The following is an 18017-nucleotide window of genomic DNA, read 5'->3' as shown; positions in this document are numbered from 1 at the left end:
TGCGGACGGACAGGTGGCGTCAAATAAAGTCGCGCACGGGCGGGCGTACGCAGTGCGCATCAATGGGACTGCGCCTGCGGGCATTCTGCCTGATACCAGAGATCGACCTGGCGCTGCGCCGCCTGCAGATTAGCCGGATAGTACGGATCGAAGCCCAATGCCGGGTGGTAACCCGCTTCCCCGAGCGCCGCCAATTCGCTCTTGTTGAGCTCGCGTGTGGTCGGTGCGCCGTTCCTGACCGCTGTGAGGTCGCTGCATTGCGTGGCGCTCAGATGCGTGTGCGCGCCGGTCTGCGTGCCGCCGCCAGTCGCACAGCCAGCAAGCGGGAGCGTCAACGCGAGAAGGATCGGCCAGAGGTGCGGTGGGTTTTTCATGTCACGTCTCCATTCAATGACGCAACGCTACCATGCCGCGCGTGTTCCGAGCCGCCGGCCGTGGGCATCGCGGCAAGACGTCAACGCGTCAGCCTCGTTTCTTCGTGCTGCCCGGCAGGTGCCACGCGGTCAGATCCTGCTCAGGCCGCTTGACCGCACAACCCCAGTCGAGCGGTTCGTCCTGATCGAACCGTTTGCCAAGCTGCCACGCGATTTCGGCACGCGCGAGTTGCACGCCGAGATAGAACGCATGTCCGCCGTCGTGTTCAACGTTTAATTGCGGATAAAGCTCGAATGGGTCGGTGGCCTTTAAATGGCCAGCGCGGTTATACACGTGAATTCCGTCGCCTGACACTTGCACGCGAAAATTCGGATCGCGTACGGCGGCGGCGAGTTCCGCGATTTCATCGGCGTTATAGGGAAAGGGCCGCTTCGCATGCAGCGCGGCGAGATCGCCGGAAATCCCTTTTGGTAGAACTTGCTGTTGTTGGGCCGCATGCATGATGCGTCGCGCGACGTCCGCTTCTCGTACCGCATGCCGTGCATGCAGGCTGACCGACGTCGTGAGCACGGCGGCGATGCGCAACTCGGCCGCGATGCCGAGCAGCAGCGCATTGATCCCGGTCGTGTCGGCCTCGGTCAGCTCGGTGACGTTGCCGATGCCAAGCATGATCGCGATCTGCGGATAGCGCTCGCGCAACGCGACGTAACGCGCGACCGAAGCGGCAAAGCCAAACGGAATCGGGTCGAGAATCGGATCGGCAAGAAACGGCTTGCCGCGTGCGAGCATCGTATCGATCGCCTGATGTAGCGACGCGGTATCGCGCGGCTCGCGTGCAACGACGATCGGCGTTGCCGGCACTTCATCGGCGATCCACAACATGTCGGCATTCAGGCTCATCAGGTAATCGGCGCCCGCCCGTCCGCCGCGCAGCAGCTCATCGGTCAGCATCGAATCGACGCTCACGCGATAGCCGGTGTCCTTCAGCATCCTCACGGCCTCTTCGAGATGCGGAAACGGCGTATCGGGCAGGCAGCCGATGTCGATTACGTCAGCACCGTCGTCCGCGAATCGCTTGGCACGCGCGGCAATGCCATCGAAATCGAGCCGTGGCGCATCGACGATCTCCGCGAAAATCTCGGTCTCATAGCGAGATAAGTCCAGCTTGCGCGCCGCCTGTCCGAAGAATTGCGGCAAGTCCTTGATCTCATCGGGTCCCCGTTGCACCAGCACGCCGAAATGCGCGGTCAGCGCATCCATATCGCCACGGCAGCGGCCGGGCACGATCAGCCGGTTTGCGTTGAGCGGCAGCGGCACGCGCCGACGGATCATGTCGGCGGTCATGAGCCCCGCGACCTGCAGGCCGATTTCGCGCACTTCCCACGTGAAGGTCGGATTCGCGAAGCCTTCGAGCACCTGCACGACGCTTTTTTCGGCCAGTCTGCCGGTCAGGAAGACGATGTGTTCCATGCGAGCCCGAGAGTCGTCAGCCGTTGCGTGAGCGCGCCGCGCAGCTCGTCGAGCGAGCGCGCGACGGTGGTGTGTTCGATCCGCGCGAGCCGCTCGACGTTCTCGAGTTCGATCGCGCGCGGCCGCAACTCGACCCAGTCGTGCGGACTCTGGGTGATCACGGTTGGCTCGGTGTCGCATGCGAAAACGATGCCGGGTACGCATTGCTTGCCGGCCTGCGCGTAGAGATTCGTCGGCAGCGTGTCGGAAATGCCCAATGCGCATTTCGCGACCGTGTTGCTGGTTGCGGGCGCAATCACCACCGTGTGATAAAGCCCCTCGTAAAGCATGCCGACCGGCACGCTGCTCGCGCTGTTGTCGCGCATCACGCGGAAATGTTCGCGCAGCCTGGCGATGGGCCAGCCGTACAGCGGCAATACTTCCTCGCCGGCTGCGGACAGGAACATATCGACGTCCGGCAGTTGCAGCGCAAGGTCGATCGATTCCTCGATCATATGGCCGGAGCCGGTCACGCACCATGCGAAGCGCGCGTCGGGCCTGAATTCGCCGGGGCGGCGAGCGGGCGTCGGCGCGCTCATGGACCGTGCCGCCGTGGGTTCGGCGATACGCGTGGCCGTGCGTCAGGCATCGTTGAGTGGAGACGGCGTGTCGTGCGAGAGCCGGATATACAGTCTGTGCATCTTCCGGTACAACGTGTTGCGGCTAATGCCGAGCGTCTTTGCGACATTGCTGACGTTCCAGCGGTGTTCGTCGAGCATCGCGAGCACCGTTTCGCGTTCCTTGATCTGTATTGCGTTGAGCGTCGATACGTCGCAGTCGTCCGTCGGAGCACCGGGTATCTCCTGCATCGCGGCAGGCGCGTCGGTTGTGCGTGCAACGGTCAGCGGTGCGCCGCTGACCTGCATGATTTCTGGCGGCAGGTGCGTGCAGCGAATCTCCGTGCCGTCGCACAGCGCGATGGCCATCTGCAGCACGTGCCGCAACTGGCGGATGTTGCCCGGCCACGCATAGTTGAGCAGCGCCTGGCGCGCTTCCGCGCTGAGGGCCGGCGCATCGTCCGTTTCGCTGTCGAGCAGATGCTGGATCAGCGCGCCGATGTCCGCGCGCTCGCGCAGCGCCGGCAGATTGATTTCGATGCCGCTTAAACGGTAATACAGGTCTTCACGGAATAGCCCGCGCTGCACGAGGTCGAGCAGATTGCGGTGGCTCGCGCTGATTAACTGGAAGTCGACCTTTTGCGTGGTTTCGGTGCCCAGCGGCGTGACTTCGTGCTCTTCAAGGACGCGCAATAGACGCGCTTGCAGCGCCATCGGCATATCGCCGATTTCATCAAGAAAGAGCGTGCCGTTGTTCGCCTGCACGATCTTGCCGCGTCGTCCTTCGCGCTGCGCACCGGTAAACGCGCCGGCACGATAGCCGAACAGCTCGCTTTCGATCAGGTTTTCCGGTAGCGACGCGCAATTCACCGCGACAAAGCTGCCGCTGCTATTCGGGCTGATGCTATGCAGTGCGTTCGCAAACACTTCCTTGCCGGTACCCGTCTGACCGCGCAGGATGATCGGGATCTTGCGCTGGATCGCGCGCGCGGCGAGCTGGATTTGCGAGGCCATCCGCGGGTCGCCGAATTCGAGTTGCGAGAGTTTGTCGAGACGGCTGCTGGCCGGTGCGCGGCTTTCCTTGCTCTTTGCGGCGCGGCCGCGCGGCGCGGCATCGCCGGCCGTCGCGCGTGGCGCAGGCAGTGTCGAGAAGGCGCTCGCAAAGGTGGTCGCATCGCGCGGCGTTTGCGCGACGAGGAAAAAGCGATTGTTCGTACGCGCGCCATAGACGGTGACCGGATGGAACGAGCCGCGAATGCTGCGCGCGATCATGTCTTCGAGGCTCGCGCTGAATGCTTCCTCGATCCGTTTGCCGCACAGCTGGTCCGGCGAACGCAGGTCGAGCTGGAATAGCGCGCTGCGGCTTGCCGCGAGCACGATCCCTGCGTCGTCGACGGCCAGCTTGCCCGCGTGCAGCGTGCCGACGAACTCGGGCCGGCTATGGAAGTGGATCATGTTGGCGCGCCGGTAGCGCGAGTCGATCAGCCGGTTTTCGATCATCTGCCGCGACATGCCGACCAGCACCAGCGAGTGCTGCTGCAACAGTTTCGAGCGGCTTGTCACGTCGAGCACGCCGACGACCATGCCATGGTCGTCAAGGATCGGCGCGGCGGAGCAGGTGAGCGACGTGTAGCGCGGATAGAAGTGCTCGTGCTGATAGACGGCGAGGCATTCGCGTTCGGCCAGACAGGTGCCCATGCCGTTCGTGCCGGCGGTGCGCTCGCTCCACACCGCGCCGACGCGCAGACCATCCGCGGCAACGGCTTCGCTGAACGGTACCGACGATACCTGGTGCACGATCACGCCGTCCGCATCGGTCAGCACGACGGCGAGGCTCGGGTCCGCGAGTTGCTGATACAGCGTGGTCATTTCGAGCTTCGAGCATGCGATCAGATCGGTCGCCGCTTCGCGGCGCGCTGAAAGCTCGTGCTGCGTGAGCACGGGCGGCATGATGAAGCGGCCCGGATCGAGACCGAACTCGTTCAGGCAGCGCGTCCACGATTGCGCGACCGAATCGCTCGTCTGACGCGTGGGCGACTGGTTATGGACCGTGTTCAGGACATCACGGATGTGTGAGTTGATGTCAGCGAGCGATGACATGTTGGGGCGTCTCCATTGCGTTCGGCTTATCCGCACCGAATTAGCGGCGCGCCGACGCCTTTATATGTTTACCTCTTCCCCTGCGCGCCGCGCGAATCTGCGTCGCGCATCCGCCAAGCCACAACCACAGCCACAACAGACAGACGATTGTAGGCACCTGCTTCATTGCCCGATTGCGAACACTCTACAACCGATAGCGCCGGTCATCAATAAGTAGTCTTATAAGGACCCCATTCCGTGCGCGCTTTTTGCTTAATGTGACAGGCTGCCACGCGCATGGCATTCGTATGCACTGCGCAACGGCGGCGCTCAGTCCGATCCACCTCGACCACCTGGAAGCCGACAGGCAGCGGAGTAACCCTTATGGAGCGTTTCGATGCGATGCGCGCGATCCGGCAACCGATCGACATCCCGCTTGCCGACATGAACGAGCGGCTGACGGCGGGCGATGGCATGACCCATGCGTCGGCGCGCGCCGCGCTGGACATCGTCTATATCGAGGGCTTCACGGGCCAGACGGTGATCGGCATCGACGCGCCCGAACTGCATACGACGCAGCCGGTCAGGCTCGATCTCGCGATTGGCGTGCCGCGGCTGCGCGCATGCGATACCGATCGCATTGCGGATACCGTCGACTATTCGGCGGTGCGCACCGCGCTGCATACGCTTCTTGCGACGCACAAGGTCCAGTTGCTCGAGGCGCTTGCCGAACAGATCGCACAATTGATGATCGGTACGTTCGGCGCGCATTGGGTGCGCGTGTCGCTCAGCAAGCCCGCGAAGTTCGACGACGTCGCCGCGGTGGGCGTGCTGATCGAACGGGAACGCAGGCGCAGCGACACACGCAGCATCTGGGGTAAATGCGCGTCGCTCGGGGAAGGGCTGGTTCCCGATTGAGCTCGCCGCCGCGCCGCTGTCGCGCTATTTTGCCGAGGCCGATGCGGCCGGCTTACCCAGGCCGCACTGATCGTACGCAGCCTGCTGCAATGCGAGGAATTTCTTCGTCTGTGCGCGTGCCTTGTCCATCCGGAATTCAGCGCCGCCTTCTCCGCCCATCGTCGCGTACTTCGAGAAGGTCGACTGCTCGACATAATCGTCGTACGGTAGCGCAGCCGCGATCTTGTCGATCGTGCAGGAGCACTTGTAGACGTTGGCGAAATCGTGTCCTTTTTCGTCCATGCAGCCGAGCACGTACTCGACACGCCCCTCGGTCGGATAGCTGTAGCCTTGTGCAGGCGCCGCGTTGTTAGCGGAACCTGCGGATGCCGGCCCGTCGGCCAGCGCAGCAAGCGGCAGGCACGCGGCGCATGCCACCGAGAGAATCGCGAGCCGCGTGCGACAACGTGAAGTCATGCGAGGACCTCTTATCGAAACACTATGATCATCCGCCGATGCAAGTCGCGCGCCGGATCGCCGTCCGTTACGCGGCTTGCATCGACCAGCGGGTATCGACCGCTAGTTCGGCGCGAACGGGTGCGCGGCCGAACTCTTCTTCGACACCACTTCCGCCGCGCTCGGCTCGCCCGCTACCGCGCGTTGCAGCGCTTCTCGCGTTGCCTTGTAGTTGAATTCCTGAATCTTCTTGTCGTCTTCGGCCTGCCAGTGAATGAAGACGCCGACGCAAATAAACAGATCGTCGGCTTCATCTTTCGGGATCGTGCCGTCCTCGACGCAATCGGCGACGGCCAGCGCAACGGCGTGCTGCGCGGGGCCGAACATCTGCACCGCCTGTTTGGCGCCCTTGATCGTCACCTTGTTGAACAGTATGGTGTTCGGCTTGGCCATCAGGTTCGGCGCGACCACGGCGAGCAGTGACGTGAAGCCGTCTTTGTTGTTGGTGAGCGCATTGCAGAATGCGGTTTCGGCTGCGGAACCACGCGGTCCGATGATCAGATCGATGTGAGCGACCTCGTTGCCATCGCCGACTAGCGACTCGCCTACCAGGACGCGGTTTATCTTGGCCATGCTGTTCCTCCGATGAAGTTGGATCTGTCAACGCTGGGGGGGCGCCCGCGGCGTGCGGCGCTCTGCCGCACAGGCGAGCGGAGAAGGCACCATCGCATCGTCTAACAGGAAGCGTGCCAATCCAGCGCGTGTCACGAGCCGGCGGCGCTGCGCAAAAAACGCTGCGGTGCAAGACAGATCGCGACGAACAGCGTCGCGACAGTCAGGTCCGCGCTCGTGCCCGGATTGATGCCTTCACGCTTTAATTCGGCATCCCATGCATCGAGCCGCGCTGCCTGCGGGCCCTGCGGCGATAGACGCCATTGCGCGTGCCGTCTGGCCGCCTCGCGCGTGACACTTTGCGCCACCGTCACACCCTGCTTGCGCACTATGTGCGAATCGGGCCATGCGGACAGGAAGGTGAGGAACACGTCGAGCGTGAGGGTCTCGGGTGTGGCATCAGGGTTTGCCTGTAGCAGTGCGGCAATCGCGTCGAGACCGGTCGTGAAGATATCGGCAAAGCCGTTCTCGTACTGGCGCGCGATGCTGTCGCGCGCGGCGGCGAGCTTCATCGCGGCGCGCAGGTTGATGGTCGGCTGCGCATGCACCGATTGTTCGGATGCGTCGCCGAGGCCACCCGGGTTGGCCGCGCGGATCGCCAGGTAGGTTGCTTTCGCATCGTCGACGCTCAGGTGCGCGAGCACGCGCTCGTTCGCGTCGCGCCAGTGTGCCGCGCTGCGCAGGCTGCCGGGCTCTTCGAGCGCGGCGGCAAGCGGCGCGACCAGCAGCACGATGCCGAGATTCGTGTTGCAGCCGACCGCCTGCTGCGTGCTCATCACCGCGTCGAGGATGCGCGCGCCGACCGGTGTACGGTGCGCGAATAGCGCCGTGACGCAGGCCGACGCGCTGGCGATGAACTGTTCCGCATCCATCCGGTGTCCCGCGCGATCGATGCTGACGTTGCCGGGTTTGGGCGTTGCCACATCGAGGCTGCACGCGCGCAAGAACGCATGGCGGGCGAGTACGAGCGGGTCGTCAGACGCTTGCATGGCGCATCGGTGCAGGCGGGGGAACGGCGGCCGCGAGCTTTCGGTCAAGCAGGTCGTCGACGAGTGCGGCGGCGATATCGAACGGTGTGACCGTTTGCAGCCCGCGCCATGCGGCGACGCCGTTCACTTCGAGCACAAGCGGGCTTGCGTGCGCCGCGTCATGCGAGTCGGGCGAAGGGATCAGGTCGACGCCCGCGTAGTCGAGCCCGAGCGCTTGCGTGGCGCGCACGGCGGTTTGCGCCAGCGTGTCGTCGAGCACGGCGGGTTCGCAGCGCGCGCCGCGTGCGACATTGTGAATCCAGCCGCGGCCGCCGACGCGCTGCATCGCCGCCACCGCGCGCGTGCCGATCACGAGCACGCGCCAGTCGAACGCGGGTCCGGCGTGTAGCCTGGGCGCCGTCCGCCTGGTTATGCCAACGAAGCGCTGCAGATACGCGACCTGCTGATACCGCGCGAGCGGCGGCAGCGGGACCAACGTACCGTCGCGTCGCGCACTTGCGCCGAGCCGCCGCAAGCCTTTGCCCTGCGAACCAAACAGCGGTTTCAACACGACTTGATGCCCGGCCGCGGTCTCACGCATCAGCACACGCTGTGCGAACGCAGCCGATTCGCCTGCCCACGTTGCCGGCGTCGGTACACCGCTGCGGTGCAGCAGAAAACTCGTCATCGATTTGTCGACGCTGCGCTCGATCGCGCGCGCATCGTTGTAGACCGGCACGCCACATTCGCGCAGCGCATGCAGGATGCCCAGGCGCAGCGTCACCTGCTCGAACGTGCCGCCCGCGATGCCGCGCACGAACACCGCGTCGGGCAGCGCGTGGCCAAACCCGGGCAGCGCGAGGCCGTACGGTTCCCATGTCGTATCGATCCGGCACGCGGCGAGGTCGATGCAGCGCGCGTCGACGCCGCGCGCGCGGAACGCCTTTTTCAGGCGCGCGGTATGCCAGCCGGTTTCGTCGGTCATGATCGCGACGCGCAGATCTGCGCTGAACGGCATGTCGCTCATTGCGGACCTGCGTCGCTTTGGCCTGACGCGGGTGTGCTCGTTGCGAGCGGATCAGCGGCGCCGTCCCACTGACGATGCAGCAATGCGCCGTCGAGCCGTCCGCCGTAATAGGTCGCACCGCTTTCGAGGCTGCTGATCCACGCCTCCGCCGGCGCGAACAGAGCCGGGTCGATCTGATAGAAGTCGTGGTTGAACGACGCGAACACATCCGCGAACGGGCGGCCGTAATCGCGCGAATTCCATGACGGCAGTTCGGCTGCGAGGCGCCGCGCAAGCGCGTCGTCCGTCACCGTCAGATGCACGCGGCCGCCGTACAGGATCGCGTCATTGGTGCGGCCCATCGCGGCGAGCGCATCGGGCGCAGGCGGTGGCAGCGGCGCGATGCCGCTTGCTTCGACGATGCCGTCGAGCGGCACGCCGAGCACATGCGCCTTGTGCAGCGCGACTTCGACGACCCGCGCGACGACCTGCACCGTACCCGCGATGGACTGGGTCGGCGTGACGACGATCGTCAGACGCTCGGGCGCGAGGCCGCAGTCGTTCAGCACCTTGTCGATGACCGCTTGCGGCGGCAACTGGTTCACTTCCATCACCAACGCGCCGCTGTCGTGACGGTCGCGGTAGCCGAGTTCGTCGAACAGCGGCTCTTTACACGCGAGCGCGCGCGCCGGACCCGAGCCGAGCGAAAAGAACTTCTTGCCGTTGTTCTGTTCCTTGCTGGCCGCAAGGCTCCAGCCCGCGTACTGGCTGCCGAGGCACGCAAGCACCGGCGTCGACGTATGCACTTCGATCATCGTGGGCCATAGCGGCTCGCGCTCGGCCGCGACACGCGGCGCGACGTGTCCGAGCCCACCCATGCAGATACGCGCGATTTGAACCCCTGCTGCGACGCTGCCGCGCGCGGCGACGCCGGCGTCGACGATCGTCGTGCCTGATGCGGTGCGGGACACATCGATGCGTAGCCGCGCCGCATCGGCGAGCAACTGCTCGACGAGCGGTTCGGCAAGCCGGTTGACGCTTAGCTTATTGTGCGAAAGCGCGTGCGACGGGTTAGCCGGTTCGTGTGGTGAGGTCATCGTGGGACTCGTGGCAAGTGTCGATCAGTTCGATAAGACGTGCGCGCTGCCGTTCCAGTTCGTCGGTGAGCAGCGCGGGCGCCGCGGCGGTCGCGATCAGGGTGCAGACGGGCTCGCCCGCCGCGATGCGCACGCCGGGCTGCGGCACATCGCGGCACCACGGCGCGGCGAACAGCGTGTCGCTGACATGCTGTGTGACGGTGAAGCCATGCGGGGCGAATGCGACGCGCTGTGCGATGCATCGCTGCGGCGCCGTGCCGGTCGGTTGCGGCAGCCGCCCTTTGACACAAGCGTCGATATGACACGCAAGCAAGCCATGCGGCCACGCTGCCGGCGAGGCGAGTTCGTGAAGCGCGGCGGTCGACGAAGGTCGCGGATTGATTTCGAGCACGCTGACGGTGTCGTCGTCGAGCAGGAAATCGATACTGTTCATGCCGGTCAGGCCCGTCTTTGCGACGATCTCGCGCACCATGCCGTCGATGCGCGACGCGACCGGTGGCGGCAGATCGATCGGTCCGAGCGAGCCCGCATGCACAAACGGTAGCGCGCCGTACGCGACGCTCAACTGCTCCGCGAAGCCGACGGTCATTGCGTGTCCGCCGGCGGCGATAAACAACGCCGACATTGAGCGCCCGGCGGCTACGCGCTGAAAGTAATCGGGCGACGGCACAGCGGCGTCCGTATCGCTCGCCGCGCGGATATGCGTGCCGCCGCATCCATCGGCGTGCTTGCCGATCCAGCCGCGCGAATCAGTAGGTCGCGTGTACGTCACCTCCGGATACGCGATACCCAATGCATCGAGCAGCGCAAAAAAGCGCCGCGGTTCACGCACGGCCGCTATCGCACGCAGGTCGTTGCCGATGAAGCGCGGTAGGCCCGGCCGCTCGTGCAACTCGCGCGCGAACGGTTCCAGCCCGCCGCCCGCGATCAGGCCGAGCATCCGAGGCAGGCGGGCGGCGCGTGCGAGCGCATCGAAGAGCTTATCGCGATCGACCGACAGACCCGCGCCGCCGATATCGAGCCAGACTTTCGCGCGCTGCCGCGTATCGCGATCGCCGAACAGATCGAGTGCGGCGACGTTCAGGCGAGCCCGTCCCGCCGATTCGGTGAAAAGCCGTGCGGAAAGGCCCGCGATCGCGACGAACGGCACGCGGATGTCATACGTGCGCGCGTACGGCCGGGCCGATACACGCAACGCGGGTCGACGAGGCACCGTCAGCATGGCGCGCGCGGACACTCGTCAACTGCGGCCGGCGACGATCGCGCGGGCCTCGTCGAATGCTTCGGTGAAGCCGAGGTACACCGGCTTGCCGCCGGTGCGCATCCGCAGAAACAGACGATGCTCGACCTGATACTTCACATTGCCGATCGCAAGCGCGCCGATGCCGACCGCATCGGGTCGCGCGGCGCCGGCAAGCGGCTTGCCGTTGTCCATCACATTGACGCCGGCGATCCCTTCAGGCGGTACCGCATTGACGTCGGCGGCCACGCGCATAGGCTGCGCATGCGCAAGGTCCGCGCTGGTGACAATCTGCACGCCGGCCGCGGCGGTGCCGATCACGATGTCCGCGTGCGCGAGCGCCGCATGCAGCGAGTCGGCCGTGCCGACGCCGATACCCTTGGTCTTGATGCTGAAGCGCTGGTTCACTTCGTCGCTGACGCGCTGCGCACGTGACGCGTCGGAATGACTCGCGATCGAGACGTTGCCGCCGAGCGACGCGATCAACGCGGCCGACACGCGGCCGACCGCGCCCGTGCCGCCGAGAATCAGCACGCGCTTGCTGCCGAGCTCCTCGCCGTGCTCGGCTTTCAGATGCCGCTCGACCAGCGCGACCAGCGCGGCCGACGTCGTGTACGCGCCGCTCGGATCGGCGAACACCGACACCTCGAACGGCGGCACCATCGCCTGGCGCGCGAGATCGAGCATGTCGGCGGCCAGCATCACGTCGCGTCCGCCGATGAAAATGCCCGTGCGTGACACGCCTTTCGGGCCGCGCGAAAAGATCGCGTCCTGGGTGAGTTGCACGACGTTGCTGGCGTCGACGTGGCTGTATGGCACGACGATCTGGTAGCCCGCGTCGGCTGCCATGTTGACGTCAAACGGACTCATCTGCGGGGTAGCCGTGAACATATGCAGGATGTATGGCCTTTCAGTAGCTTCGGACATGGCAGTAGGCTGATATCAAGGAGCGTTTCGGGGAACAGAGGCGATGCCGCGTGGTGTTCGGTGCGATGCAATAGGCCGTGTGATGGGGTGGACGTAATGGGTCAAGCAGCGTGGTTGAAGCACCGCGGTGCGGGCGCCGGCGCGCGCACCGCGCGGCGTCATCCGACATCGACTTTGCAGCTATGCGTGCGCTCGACGCCGAGCGTCGCGCCGCGATTGCGCGCGACCGTGATCGAGCAGACGACGGACGGACTATCGCGCGTCGCGGCGCGCGCCGCCGCGAGCGCCTCTTCCGCGGCGTCCGCGCTGCGCACGATCGCGAAGCCGACCGGCCCCCACGAGGTCTGGCCGATGCCGGCCTTCTGCTGACTCGCGATGGCCTGCAGCGCACGGGCGACCGCCGGGCTCGAGACCACGCCGCCTTGCACGGGCGCGAAGTATTCGCCGATGGTTTGCTGCACTGCGCTGATGCCGTCCGCGAAGGTGTCGAAGTCCTGCTCCACGACGCCGGGGAGCACACGCATCAGCAGCAGATGGCATAGGTGAGCGGCAAGTGCCTGCGGAAACGGCGCCAGCGCGGCGAGACCACGCCGTTCTTCGTCGCCGTGCAAGCCTTCGCGGTCGGTGTCGTCGATCAGCACGACACGCCATGCATCCGGAAACGGCTGCCGGAACAGCAGCGGCGGCATGCGTGCATCTTGCGGTTGCGCACCGCGCACAGGGCCGCCGTCGACGATCAGCCCGCCATGATCGAAGCCGAGCGCGCCGACGCCGGAGCGCGCGCCGCGTCCGAGCAGTTGCGCGATCGTGCCAGTTGCCGCAGGCACGCCGGCGAGCCGTGCGAACGCGGCGCCGACCGCGAGCGCGAGCTGGGTGCCCGAGCCGAGACCGCAATGCGAGCGCGGCGCCTGTTCAATATCGATCACCACTGGCGGGCCGCCCCACGCATCGTGCAGGCAGTCGAGATACACCGCCGCGCGCGCACGCTGCGCGTCGCTCGGTGCCTTGGCGACATGCGATCGTTCGGCGAGCCGCGCGGTGACGCGCGTGCCGCGTCCTTCGATGACGAGCCCGATGCTGCCGAACGCGCGTCCGAGCGACGCGCTCGGGTCGAGAAAGCCCAGATGCAGACGGGCCGGCGCGTCGACAGTCACCGCCGATAGCGGTGCGAGACGGTCAGAGTCAATCGGCATGGCGAGCGTGTCCTTGTCGAGTCGTGGTAGGGGCCCGCGTTGCGCGCTTCTATACCGCGAGCCGACACCAGCGAGGCAAAAGCCGTACCACGCATGCGAACACGCCGCATGCCAAGGTTCCCGACGCGCGTGCTGACTGCGTCGCGCTTCAACTCTTCGGCGCGTCGTACTTGATATAGCGGAAGCGCTGATCGTCGGCCGGCGTGCCTTCGAGCGCGCCACCTTCCTTGCCGGGCTGCCACTGGATCACTTCCTCGATCTTGTTCGCGAGCGCGAAGTCCTTGTCGGTGATCCCTTTGGCGGTATGCGTTTTGAGCTTCACGATGACAAACGCATACGACACGGTCAGGTCCGGGTGATGCCACGCGGCTTCCGCGAGGTGGCCGACCGTGTTGACGACCATCAACGTGCCTTTCCAGCTTTCGGTGCGGTACTTGCGACGCAGCCATCCGTCTTCCAGGTACCAGTGCTGCAATGCACCCTGAAGCCGCTGCTGCACTTCTTCATCGGAATAGACTCGTTCGGCTTGTGCCATGACTGACCTCGACTGACGGGATATCGATAGGGGAGGCACGCGCGATCGAACGCGCGATGGGTGCCTTCAATGTATCGCGTATTTGACACAGTATGTATCGTCATCCGAAGCGAAGCGGAACACCTTGACGCCGAACCGCGCGGTACACCCCAGATGCGCGCGGTCGGCATGGAATATGCGACCAGCCTTCATACGCATGAGCCGGGCAATGAATCCGGCTTGGATTTAGCTCGTTACCCGCATCCGGACGGCGCGGCTGGTGTGGCGCGGTAGCGTGTCATCGTGAGGTGAGGTGTCGGTTTACCCAATCTGGAGGAGACATGAACGTACGCACCCTGGTTCTGGGACTGGCGGTGACTGCGGTAACGGCGCTGAGTTCTTTCTTCGCAAACGCCGATCCGCAGCTCGATTCGCTGCTCAAGAACCCATCCAACTGGGCATCGCAGTCCGGCGGTTATGACAATCACCGCTATAGCCCGCTCAAGCAGATCAATGCAAATAACGTAGGCAAGCTGCAGGTCGCGTGGACGATGTCGACCGGCGTGCTGCGTGGTCACGAAGGCTCCCCGCTCGTGATCGGCGACACGATGTACATCCATTCGCCGTTCCCGAACAAGGTGATCGCGGTCAACCTGAAGGATCAGACTTTCCTCTGGCAGTACGAACCCAAGCAGGACTCGCAGGTCATTTCCGTGATGTGCTGTGACACGGTGAACCGCGGGCTCGCGTATGGCGACGGCAAGATCTTCCTGCAGCAGGCGGATACGACGCTCGTCGCGTTGAATGCGAAGACCGGCGACGTCGTGTGGACCGCGAAGAACGGCGATCCGAAGGCGGGTGAAACCAACACCAACGCGCCGCACGTGTTCGGCGACAAGGTGCTCACCGGCATTTCGGGTGGTGAATTCGGCGTGCGCGGGCGCCTCGTCGCTTACGACATCAAGACCGGCAAGGAGGTCTGGAAAGCCTATAGCACAGGCCCTGACAACGAGATGCTGCTCGATCCGAATTCGACCATGACGTATGCGGACGGCAAGATGCAGCCGGTCGGTGCGGATTCGTCGACCAAGAGCTGGAAGGGCGATCAGTGGAAACTCGGCGGCGGCACCACGTGGGGCTGGTATGCGTGGGACCCGAAGCTGAACCTTGTCTACTACGGCACCGGCAACCCGGGCACATGGAACCCGTCGCAACGTCCTGGCGACAACAAGTGGTCGATGTCGATCTTCGCGCGTGACCTGAACACCGGCAAGGCGAAGTGGGTGTATCAGATGACCCCGCACGATGAGTGGGACTACGACGGCGTGAACGAGATGATCCTCGCCGACCTGACGATCAACGGCAAGAAGGTGCCGGCAATCGTGCACTTCGACCGCAATGGCTTCGGGTATACGCTCAATCGCGAAACCGGCCAGCTGCTGGTCGCGAGCAAGTTCGACCCGGCGGTGAACTGGGCGGAAAGCGTCGACCTGAAGAGCGGTCTGCCGATCCGCAACGCGAGCTACTCGACGCAAAAGGCCGGCCCCGATCACAACGTGAAGGGCATCTGCCCGGCGGCACTGGGTTCGAAGGACGAGCAGCCCGCGTCGTTCGATCCGAACACGAACCTGTTCCTCGTGCCGACCAATCACGTGTGCATGGACTACGAGCCGTTTGACGTCGATTACGTGTCGGGTCAACCGTATGTCGGCGCGACGCTGTCGATGTTCCCGGGTCCGAACGAGAACGGCGCGATGGGCAATTTCATCGCGTGGGACGCGTCGAAGGGCAAGATTGTCTGGTCGAAGCCCGAGAAGTTCTCGGTGTGGTCCGGCGCGCTCGCAACGGCCGGCGGCATCGCGTTCTACGGCACGCTCGAAGGCTACATCAAGGCAGTGCGGATCAGCGACGGCAAGGAACTCTGGAAGTTCAAGACGCCGTCCGGGATCATCGGCAACGTGTTCACGTACGAGTACAACGGCAAGCAGTTTGTCGGCGTGTATTCGGGCATCGGCGGCTGGGCCGGCATCGGCATGGCAGCGGGCCTGCAGAAGTCGACCGAAGGCCTCGGCGCGGTGGGCGGCTATCGTGAACTCGCGAAGTACACGGCACTCGGCGGCACGCTGTTCATCTTCGCGATTCCGAGCTGAAGCGGGTTGCGTGACGTGAACATCAGCTTGCGCTGAGAGTGGTGATGCGATGTGTCGGAAGTGTGTATGCCGCGTTGCGGTGGTACACGGCATGCACGTTCCGACGCGTCGAGCCGATTATTCGAGTCCCAAGCGGAATCAAAAAGTGGATGGAGACGAACGCATGAAAGGCCGTTTGATGGTGTTGCCTTTTGCAGTGGCTGTACTCGCGTGGCCAGTTGCTTATGCACAGACCAATGTCACGCAGATGAAACCGGTTGCGTACAAGGTCGTTGACGGCAACAAGGTCGACAACGATACGTACATGGGATGGAAAACGTGGCGCGCGCTAGCCTGCGAACGCTGCCACGGCGCGAAACAGGAAGGCCTCGTCGGCCCTTCGCTGATCGACGCATTCAAGACGATCGACAAGAACGAATTCCATCGCACCGTATTCGGCGGACGCATCGACAAGGGTATGCCCGACTTCAGTTCGAGCCAGATGATGCAAAAGAATTGGGAAAACCTTTATTCGTATCTAAAGGGGCGTTCCGACGGCAAGATCAATCCGGGCGATCTGCAACCGATCGACAAATGACCTGATGCGGACCACCCCGTCGGCCTTATCGGTTTACCCGATGTTTCCCGTTCCGGAGATTGCCATGTCCGCTCGCAAAACAAGATTCGCCTTCATCGTGCGCGCCGCGCTCGCGCTATCGTGTGCCGGCTGCGCGGTGCCATTTGCGCATGCGCAGGGCGCGCCGTCGCTACCGAACAACGACGGCGCCGATAACGTGCTGCGCGTATGCGCGGACCCGAACAACCTGCCGTTGTCGAACGACAAGGGCGAAGGCTATGAGAACAAGATCGCGGCCGCGATGGCGAGCGATTTCGGCTACAAGGTCGAATACACCTACTTTCCGCAGCGCATGGGATTTATACGCCATACGTTGCGCGAAAAGGAACCCAATACCGAGCGCTTCAAGTGCGATCTGGTTATCGGCGTGCCGCACGGCTACGACATGACGTCGACGACGCGCTCATATCTGCATTCCACCTACGCGATGGTGTTCGTCAAGAAGCCTGAGTTCGCGAATATCAACACGCCGAACGACCTGTTGAAGCTGCCGCCCGATCAGCTGAAGAAACTGCGCCTCGGCATTTTCGCGCAGACGCCCGCGGTGGACTGGCTGCTGGCGAACAACCTGATCGACCAGGCGGTGTCGTATCAGGCGCAAAGCGGTGACCCGCAGGCGTTTCCGGGTGAGATGATCCAGCATGACCTAAGACAGGGCAACGTCGATGTCGTGTTCGTGTGGGGGCCGATTGCCGGTTACTTCGCGAAGCTCGCGGGCAATCAGGTGAAGCTCGTCCCGTTCCCGCCGCAGCAGGGCATCCGCTTCGACTACGAGATCGCGATGGGCACGCGCTACGGCGAAAAGGCGTGGCACGACAAGGTCGACCAGTGGATTGCGACCCATCAGGACAAGATCAATACGATTCTCACCAGCTACGACGTGCCGCTGCTGCCGCTGGCGAGCGCGCCTGTCGCGACGAATGCGCCGCAATGATGAACAGGCTGGCGACGTTAGCGCCGCGCGGCGCCCTGTCGCGCCCGATGTGTCCGATGCGCCGTAAGACGTGGTGTCTGGCAGGCAGCCTGTTTGCGGCGCTCGCCGTATGGCCGGCCGCGTATGCGGCTGCGCCTGCGGCGTCCGCCGCGTCACCGGCGTCCGATGCGTCGAGCGATATCGCGCCCGCCGAGCGCCTGTTGTTCCTGACGCCGCATTTGCAGGGCGTCGCGGCGCAGACCGAACTCGACTATTCGATGATCCTGTCGCATCCGCCGGAAAAGGTCAGCGACACGATCCGCGTGCTCGTGCAAAGCCCGAACAACTCGGCTGCCGACGCGAGCGTCAGCGATCGTAACGGCAAGGTCGCGGTGCCGTCCGGTGGTTTGCCGTGTAACCCGGTGATCGTGTATTTCCTCGAGCACGATATCGCCGAAATGGAGCAGTTGACCGGCGGCCAGCGGCGCTACTTCCAGAAGCGCGTGCGGCTTGCGCTCGCGGCGAACCCGCCGATCACGCCGGTCACGAGCAATGCGAACGGCAAGACGGTGAAGGCGCGCAAGATCGAGATCCAGCCCTATCTGAACGACCCGAACGCGCAGCGGTTTCCGGACTACATCGCCAAGCGCTATACGTTCGTGTTCGCCGACGACGTGCCGGGCGGCGTCTCGCTGATTCGCACCGAAGTGCCCGGCGAGAACAACGATTTCGCGCACCCCCGGCTGACTGAAACGCTCGCGTTCCAGGCCGCGGTGCGCAAGCTGCCGCCGGCTCAAGGCAAGCCGGCGCCGGCGCTGCCGAACGCGCCGCGCGCGAGTCGCTGAGGA

At 64.5% G+C, this 18017-nt stretch carries 18 protein-coding genes; 5 read left to right on the top strand and 13 right to left on the bottom strand.

Going from position 1 to position 18017, the window contains the following annotated elements; genetic code table 11:
* Window positions 1-59: 59 nt before the first annotated feature.
* The 4 genes from HV796_RS04030 to HV796_RS04015 form a co-directional block, all read right to left on the bottom strand.
* Complete coding sequence (locus HV796_RS04030) at window positions 60-374, bottom strand: hypothetical protein (protein WP_175225164.1); 315 nt, start codon at window positions 372-374, stop codon at window positions 60-62.
* 88 nt (window positions 375-462) lie between these two features.
* Entirely contained in the window at window positions 463-1845 is a 1383-nt protein-coding gene (locus tag HV796_RS04025; RefSeq protein ID WP_175225163.1) for a DUF6513 domain-containing protein, read from the bottom strand.
* Window positions 1824-2423 (bottom strand): flavoprotein, encoded by a 600-nt coding sequence (locus HV796_RS04020; RefSeq protein ID WP_175225162.1) that lies wholly within the window; start codon window positions 2421-2423, stop codon window positions 1824-1826. Before HV796_RS04020 ends, HV796_RS04025 begins: the two co-directional genes overlap by 22 nt.
* 42 nt (window positions 2424-2465) lie before the next feature.
* Window positions 2466-4541: a sigma-54-dependent Fis family transcriptional regulator gene (locus tag HV796_RS04015; protein WP_175225161.1), complete on the bottom strand. Its 2076-nt coding sequence runs from the start codon at window positions 4539-4541 to the stop codon at window positions 2466-2468.
* Between the two features lie 423 nt (window positions 4542-4964).
* On the opposite strand from HV796_RS04015, the gene HV796_RS04010 reads away from it, so the two are divergent.
* Window positions 4965-5438: a dihydroneopterin aldolase gene (locus tag HV796_RS04010; protein WP_175225284.1), complete on the top strand. Its 474-nt coding sequence runs from the start codon at window positions 4965-4967 to the stop codon at window positions 5436-5438.
* Between the two features lie 24 nt (window positions 5439-5462).
* On the opposite strand, the gene HV796_RS04005 is transcribed toward HV796_RS04010, so the two are convergent.
* From HV796_RS04005 to HV796_RS03965, 9 genes are all read right to left on the bottom strand, one after another.
* Window positions 5463-5894, bottom strand: a complete 432-nt coding sequence (locus tag HV796_RS04005; RefSeq protein ID WP_175225160.1) for a hypothetical protein — start codon at window positions 5892-5894, stop codon at window positions 5463-5465.
* A gap of 102 nt (window positions 5895-5996) precedes the next feature.
* Window positions 5997-6506 (bottom strand): formaldehyde-activating enzyme, encoded by a 510-nt coding sequence (gene fae / locus HV796_RS04000; protein WP_175225159.1) that lies wholly within the window; start codon window positions 6504-6506, stop codon window positions 5997-5999.
* A gap of 131 nt (window positions 6507-6637) precedes the next feature.
* Window positions 6638-7534: a triphosphoribosyl-dephospho-CoA synthase gene (locus tag HV796_RS03995; protein WP_175225158.1), complete on the bottom strand. Its 897-nt coding sequence runs from the start codon at window positions 7532-7534 to the stop codon at window positions 6638-6640.
* Window positions 7521-8540 carry an ATP-grasp domain-containing protein gene (locus HV796_RS03990; protein WP_175225157.1) on the bottom strand — a complete coding sequence of 340 codons (1020 nt, stop codon included), beginning with the start codon at window positions 8538-8540 and terminating at the stop codon, window positions 7521-7523. The genes HV796_RS03995 and HV796_RS03990 overlap by 14 nt, the downstream gene beginning before the upstream one ends.
* Window positions 8537-9616 (bottom strand): methenyltetrahydromethanopterin cyclohydrolase, encoded by a 1080-nt coding sequence (gene mch, locus HV796_RS03985; protein WP_175225156.1) that lies wholly within the window; start codon window positions 9614-9616, stop codon window positions 8537-8539. Before mch ends, HV796_RS03990 begins: the two co-directional genes overlap by 4 nt.
* A complete protein-coding gene (locus HV796_RS03980) occupies window positions 9591-10853 on the bottom strand; it encodes an ATP-grasp domain-containing protein (RefSeq protein WP_246355673.1) in 1263 nt (420 codons plus the stop codon). The genes mch and HV796_RS03980 overlap by 26 nt, the downstream gene beginning before the upstream one ends.
* A 3-nt stretch (window positions 10854-10856) precedes the next feature.
* A complete protein-coding gene (locus HV796_RS03975) occupies window positions 10857-11783 on the bottom strand; it encodes an NAD(P)-dependent methylenetetrahydromethanopterin dehydrogenase (RefSeq protein ID WP_175225154.1) in 927 nt (308 codons plus the stop codon).
* A gap of 158 nt (window positions 11784-11941) precedes the next feature.
* Window positions 11942-12976 (bottom strand): beta-ribofuranosylaminobenzene 5'-phosphate synthase family protein, encoded by a 1035-nt coding sequence (locus HV796_RS03970; RefSeq protein ID WP_175225153.1) that lies wholly within the window; start codon window positions 12974-12976, stop codon window positions 11942-11944.
* Between the two features lie 148 nt (window positions 12977-13124).
* Window positions 13125-13511, bottom strand: coding sequence for a 4a-hydroxytetrahydrobiopterin dehydratase (locus tag HV796_RS03965; protein ID WP_175225152.1), 387 nt, complete (start codon window positions 13509-13511; stop codon window positions 13125-13127).
* Between the two features lie 320 nt (window positions 13512-13831).
* Between HV796_RS03965 and HV796_RS03960 the strand changes: the two genes are divergently transcribed.
* From HV796_RS03960 to HV796_RS03945, 4 genes are all read left to right on the top strand, one after another.
* On the top strand, window positions 13832-15640 hold the full coding sequence (locus HV796_RS03960) for a methanol/ethanol family PQQ-dependent dehydrogenase (protein ID WP_175225151.1): 1809 nt from the start codon (window positions 13832-13834) through the stop codon (window positions 15638-15640).
* A 163-nt stretch (window positions 15641-15803) separates the two neighbouring features.
* The gene (locus HV796_RS03955; protein ID WP_175225150.1) at window positions 15804-16217 is read left to right on the top strand and encodes a c-type cytochrome; all 414 of its coding nucleotides are present in this window, start codon (window positions 15804-15806) and stop codon (window positions 16215-16217) included.
* A gap of 64 nt (window positions 16218-16281) precedes the next feature.
* A complete protein-coding gene (locus HV796_RS03950) occupies window positions 16282-17190 on the top strand; it encodes a substrate-binding domain-containing protein (protein ID WP_175225149.1) in 909 nt (302 codons plus the stop codon).
* 56 nt (window positions 17191-17246) lie between these two features.
* A complete protein-coding gene (locus HV796_RS03945; RefSeq protein ID WP_246355672.1) occupies window positions 17247-18014 on the top strand; it encodes a hypothetical protein in 768 nt (255 codons plus the stop codon).
* Window positions 18015-18017: the final 3 nt, after the last annotated feature.

The organism is Paraburkholderia humisilvae (assembly GCF_902859855.1).
Classification (GTDB): Bacteria; Pseudomonadota; Gammaproteobacteria; order Burkholderiales; family Burkholderiaceae; genus Paraburkholderia; species Paraburkholderia humisilvae.
The sequence above is the reverse complement of the archived record's forward strand: the minus strand, read 5'-3'. Positions and strand labels throughout refer to the sequence as shown.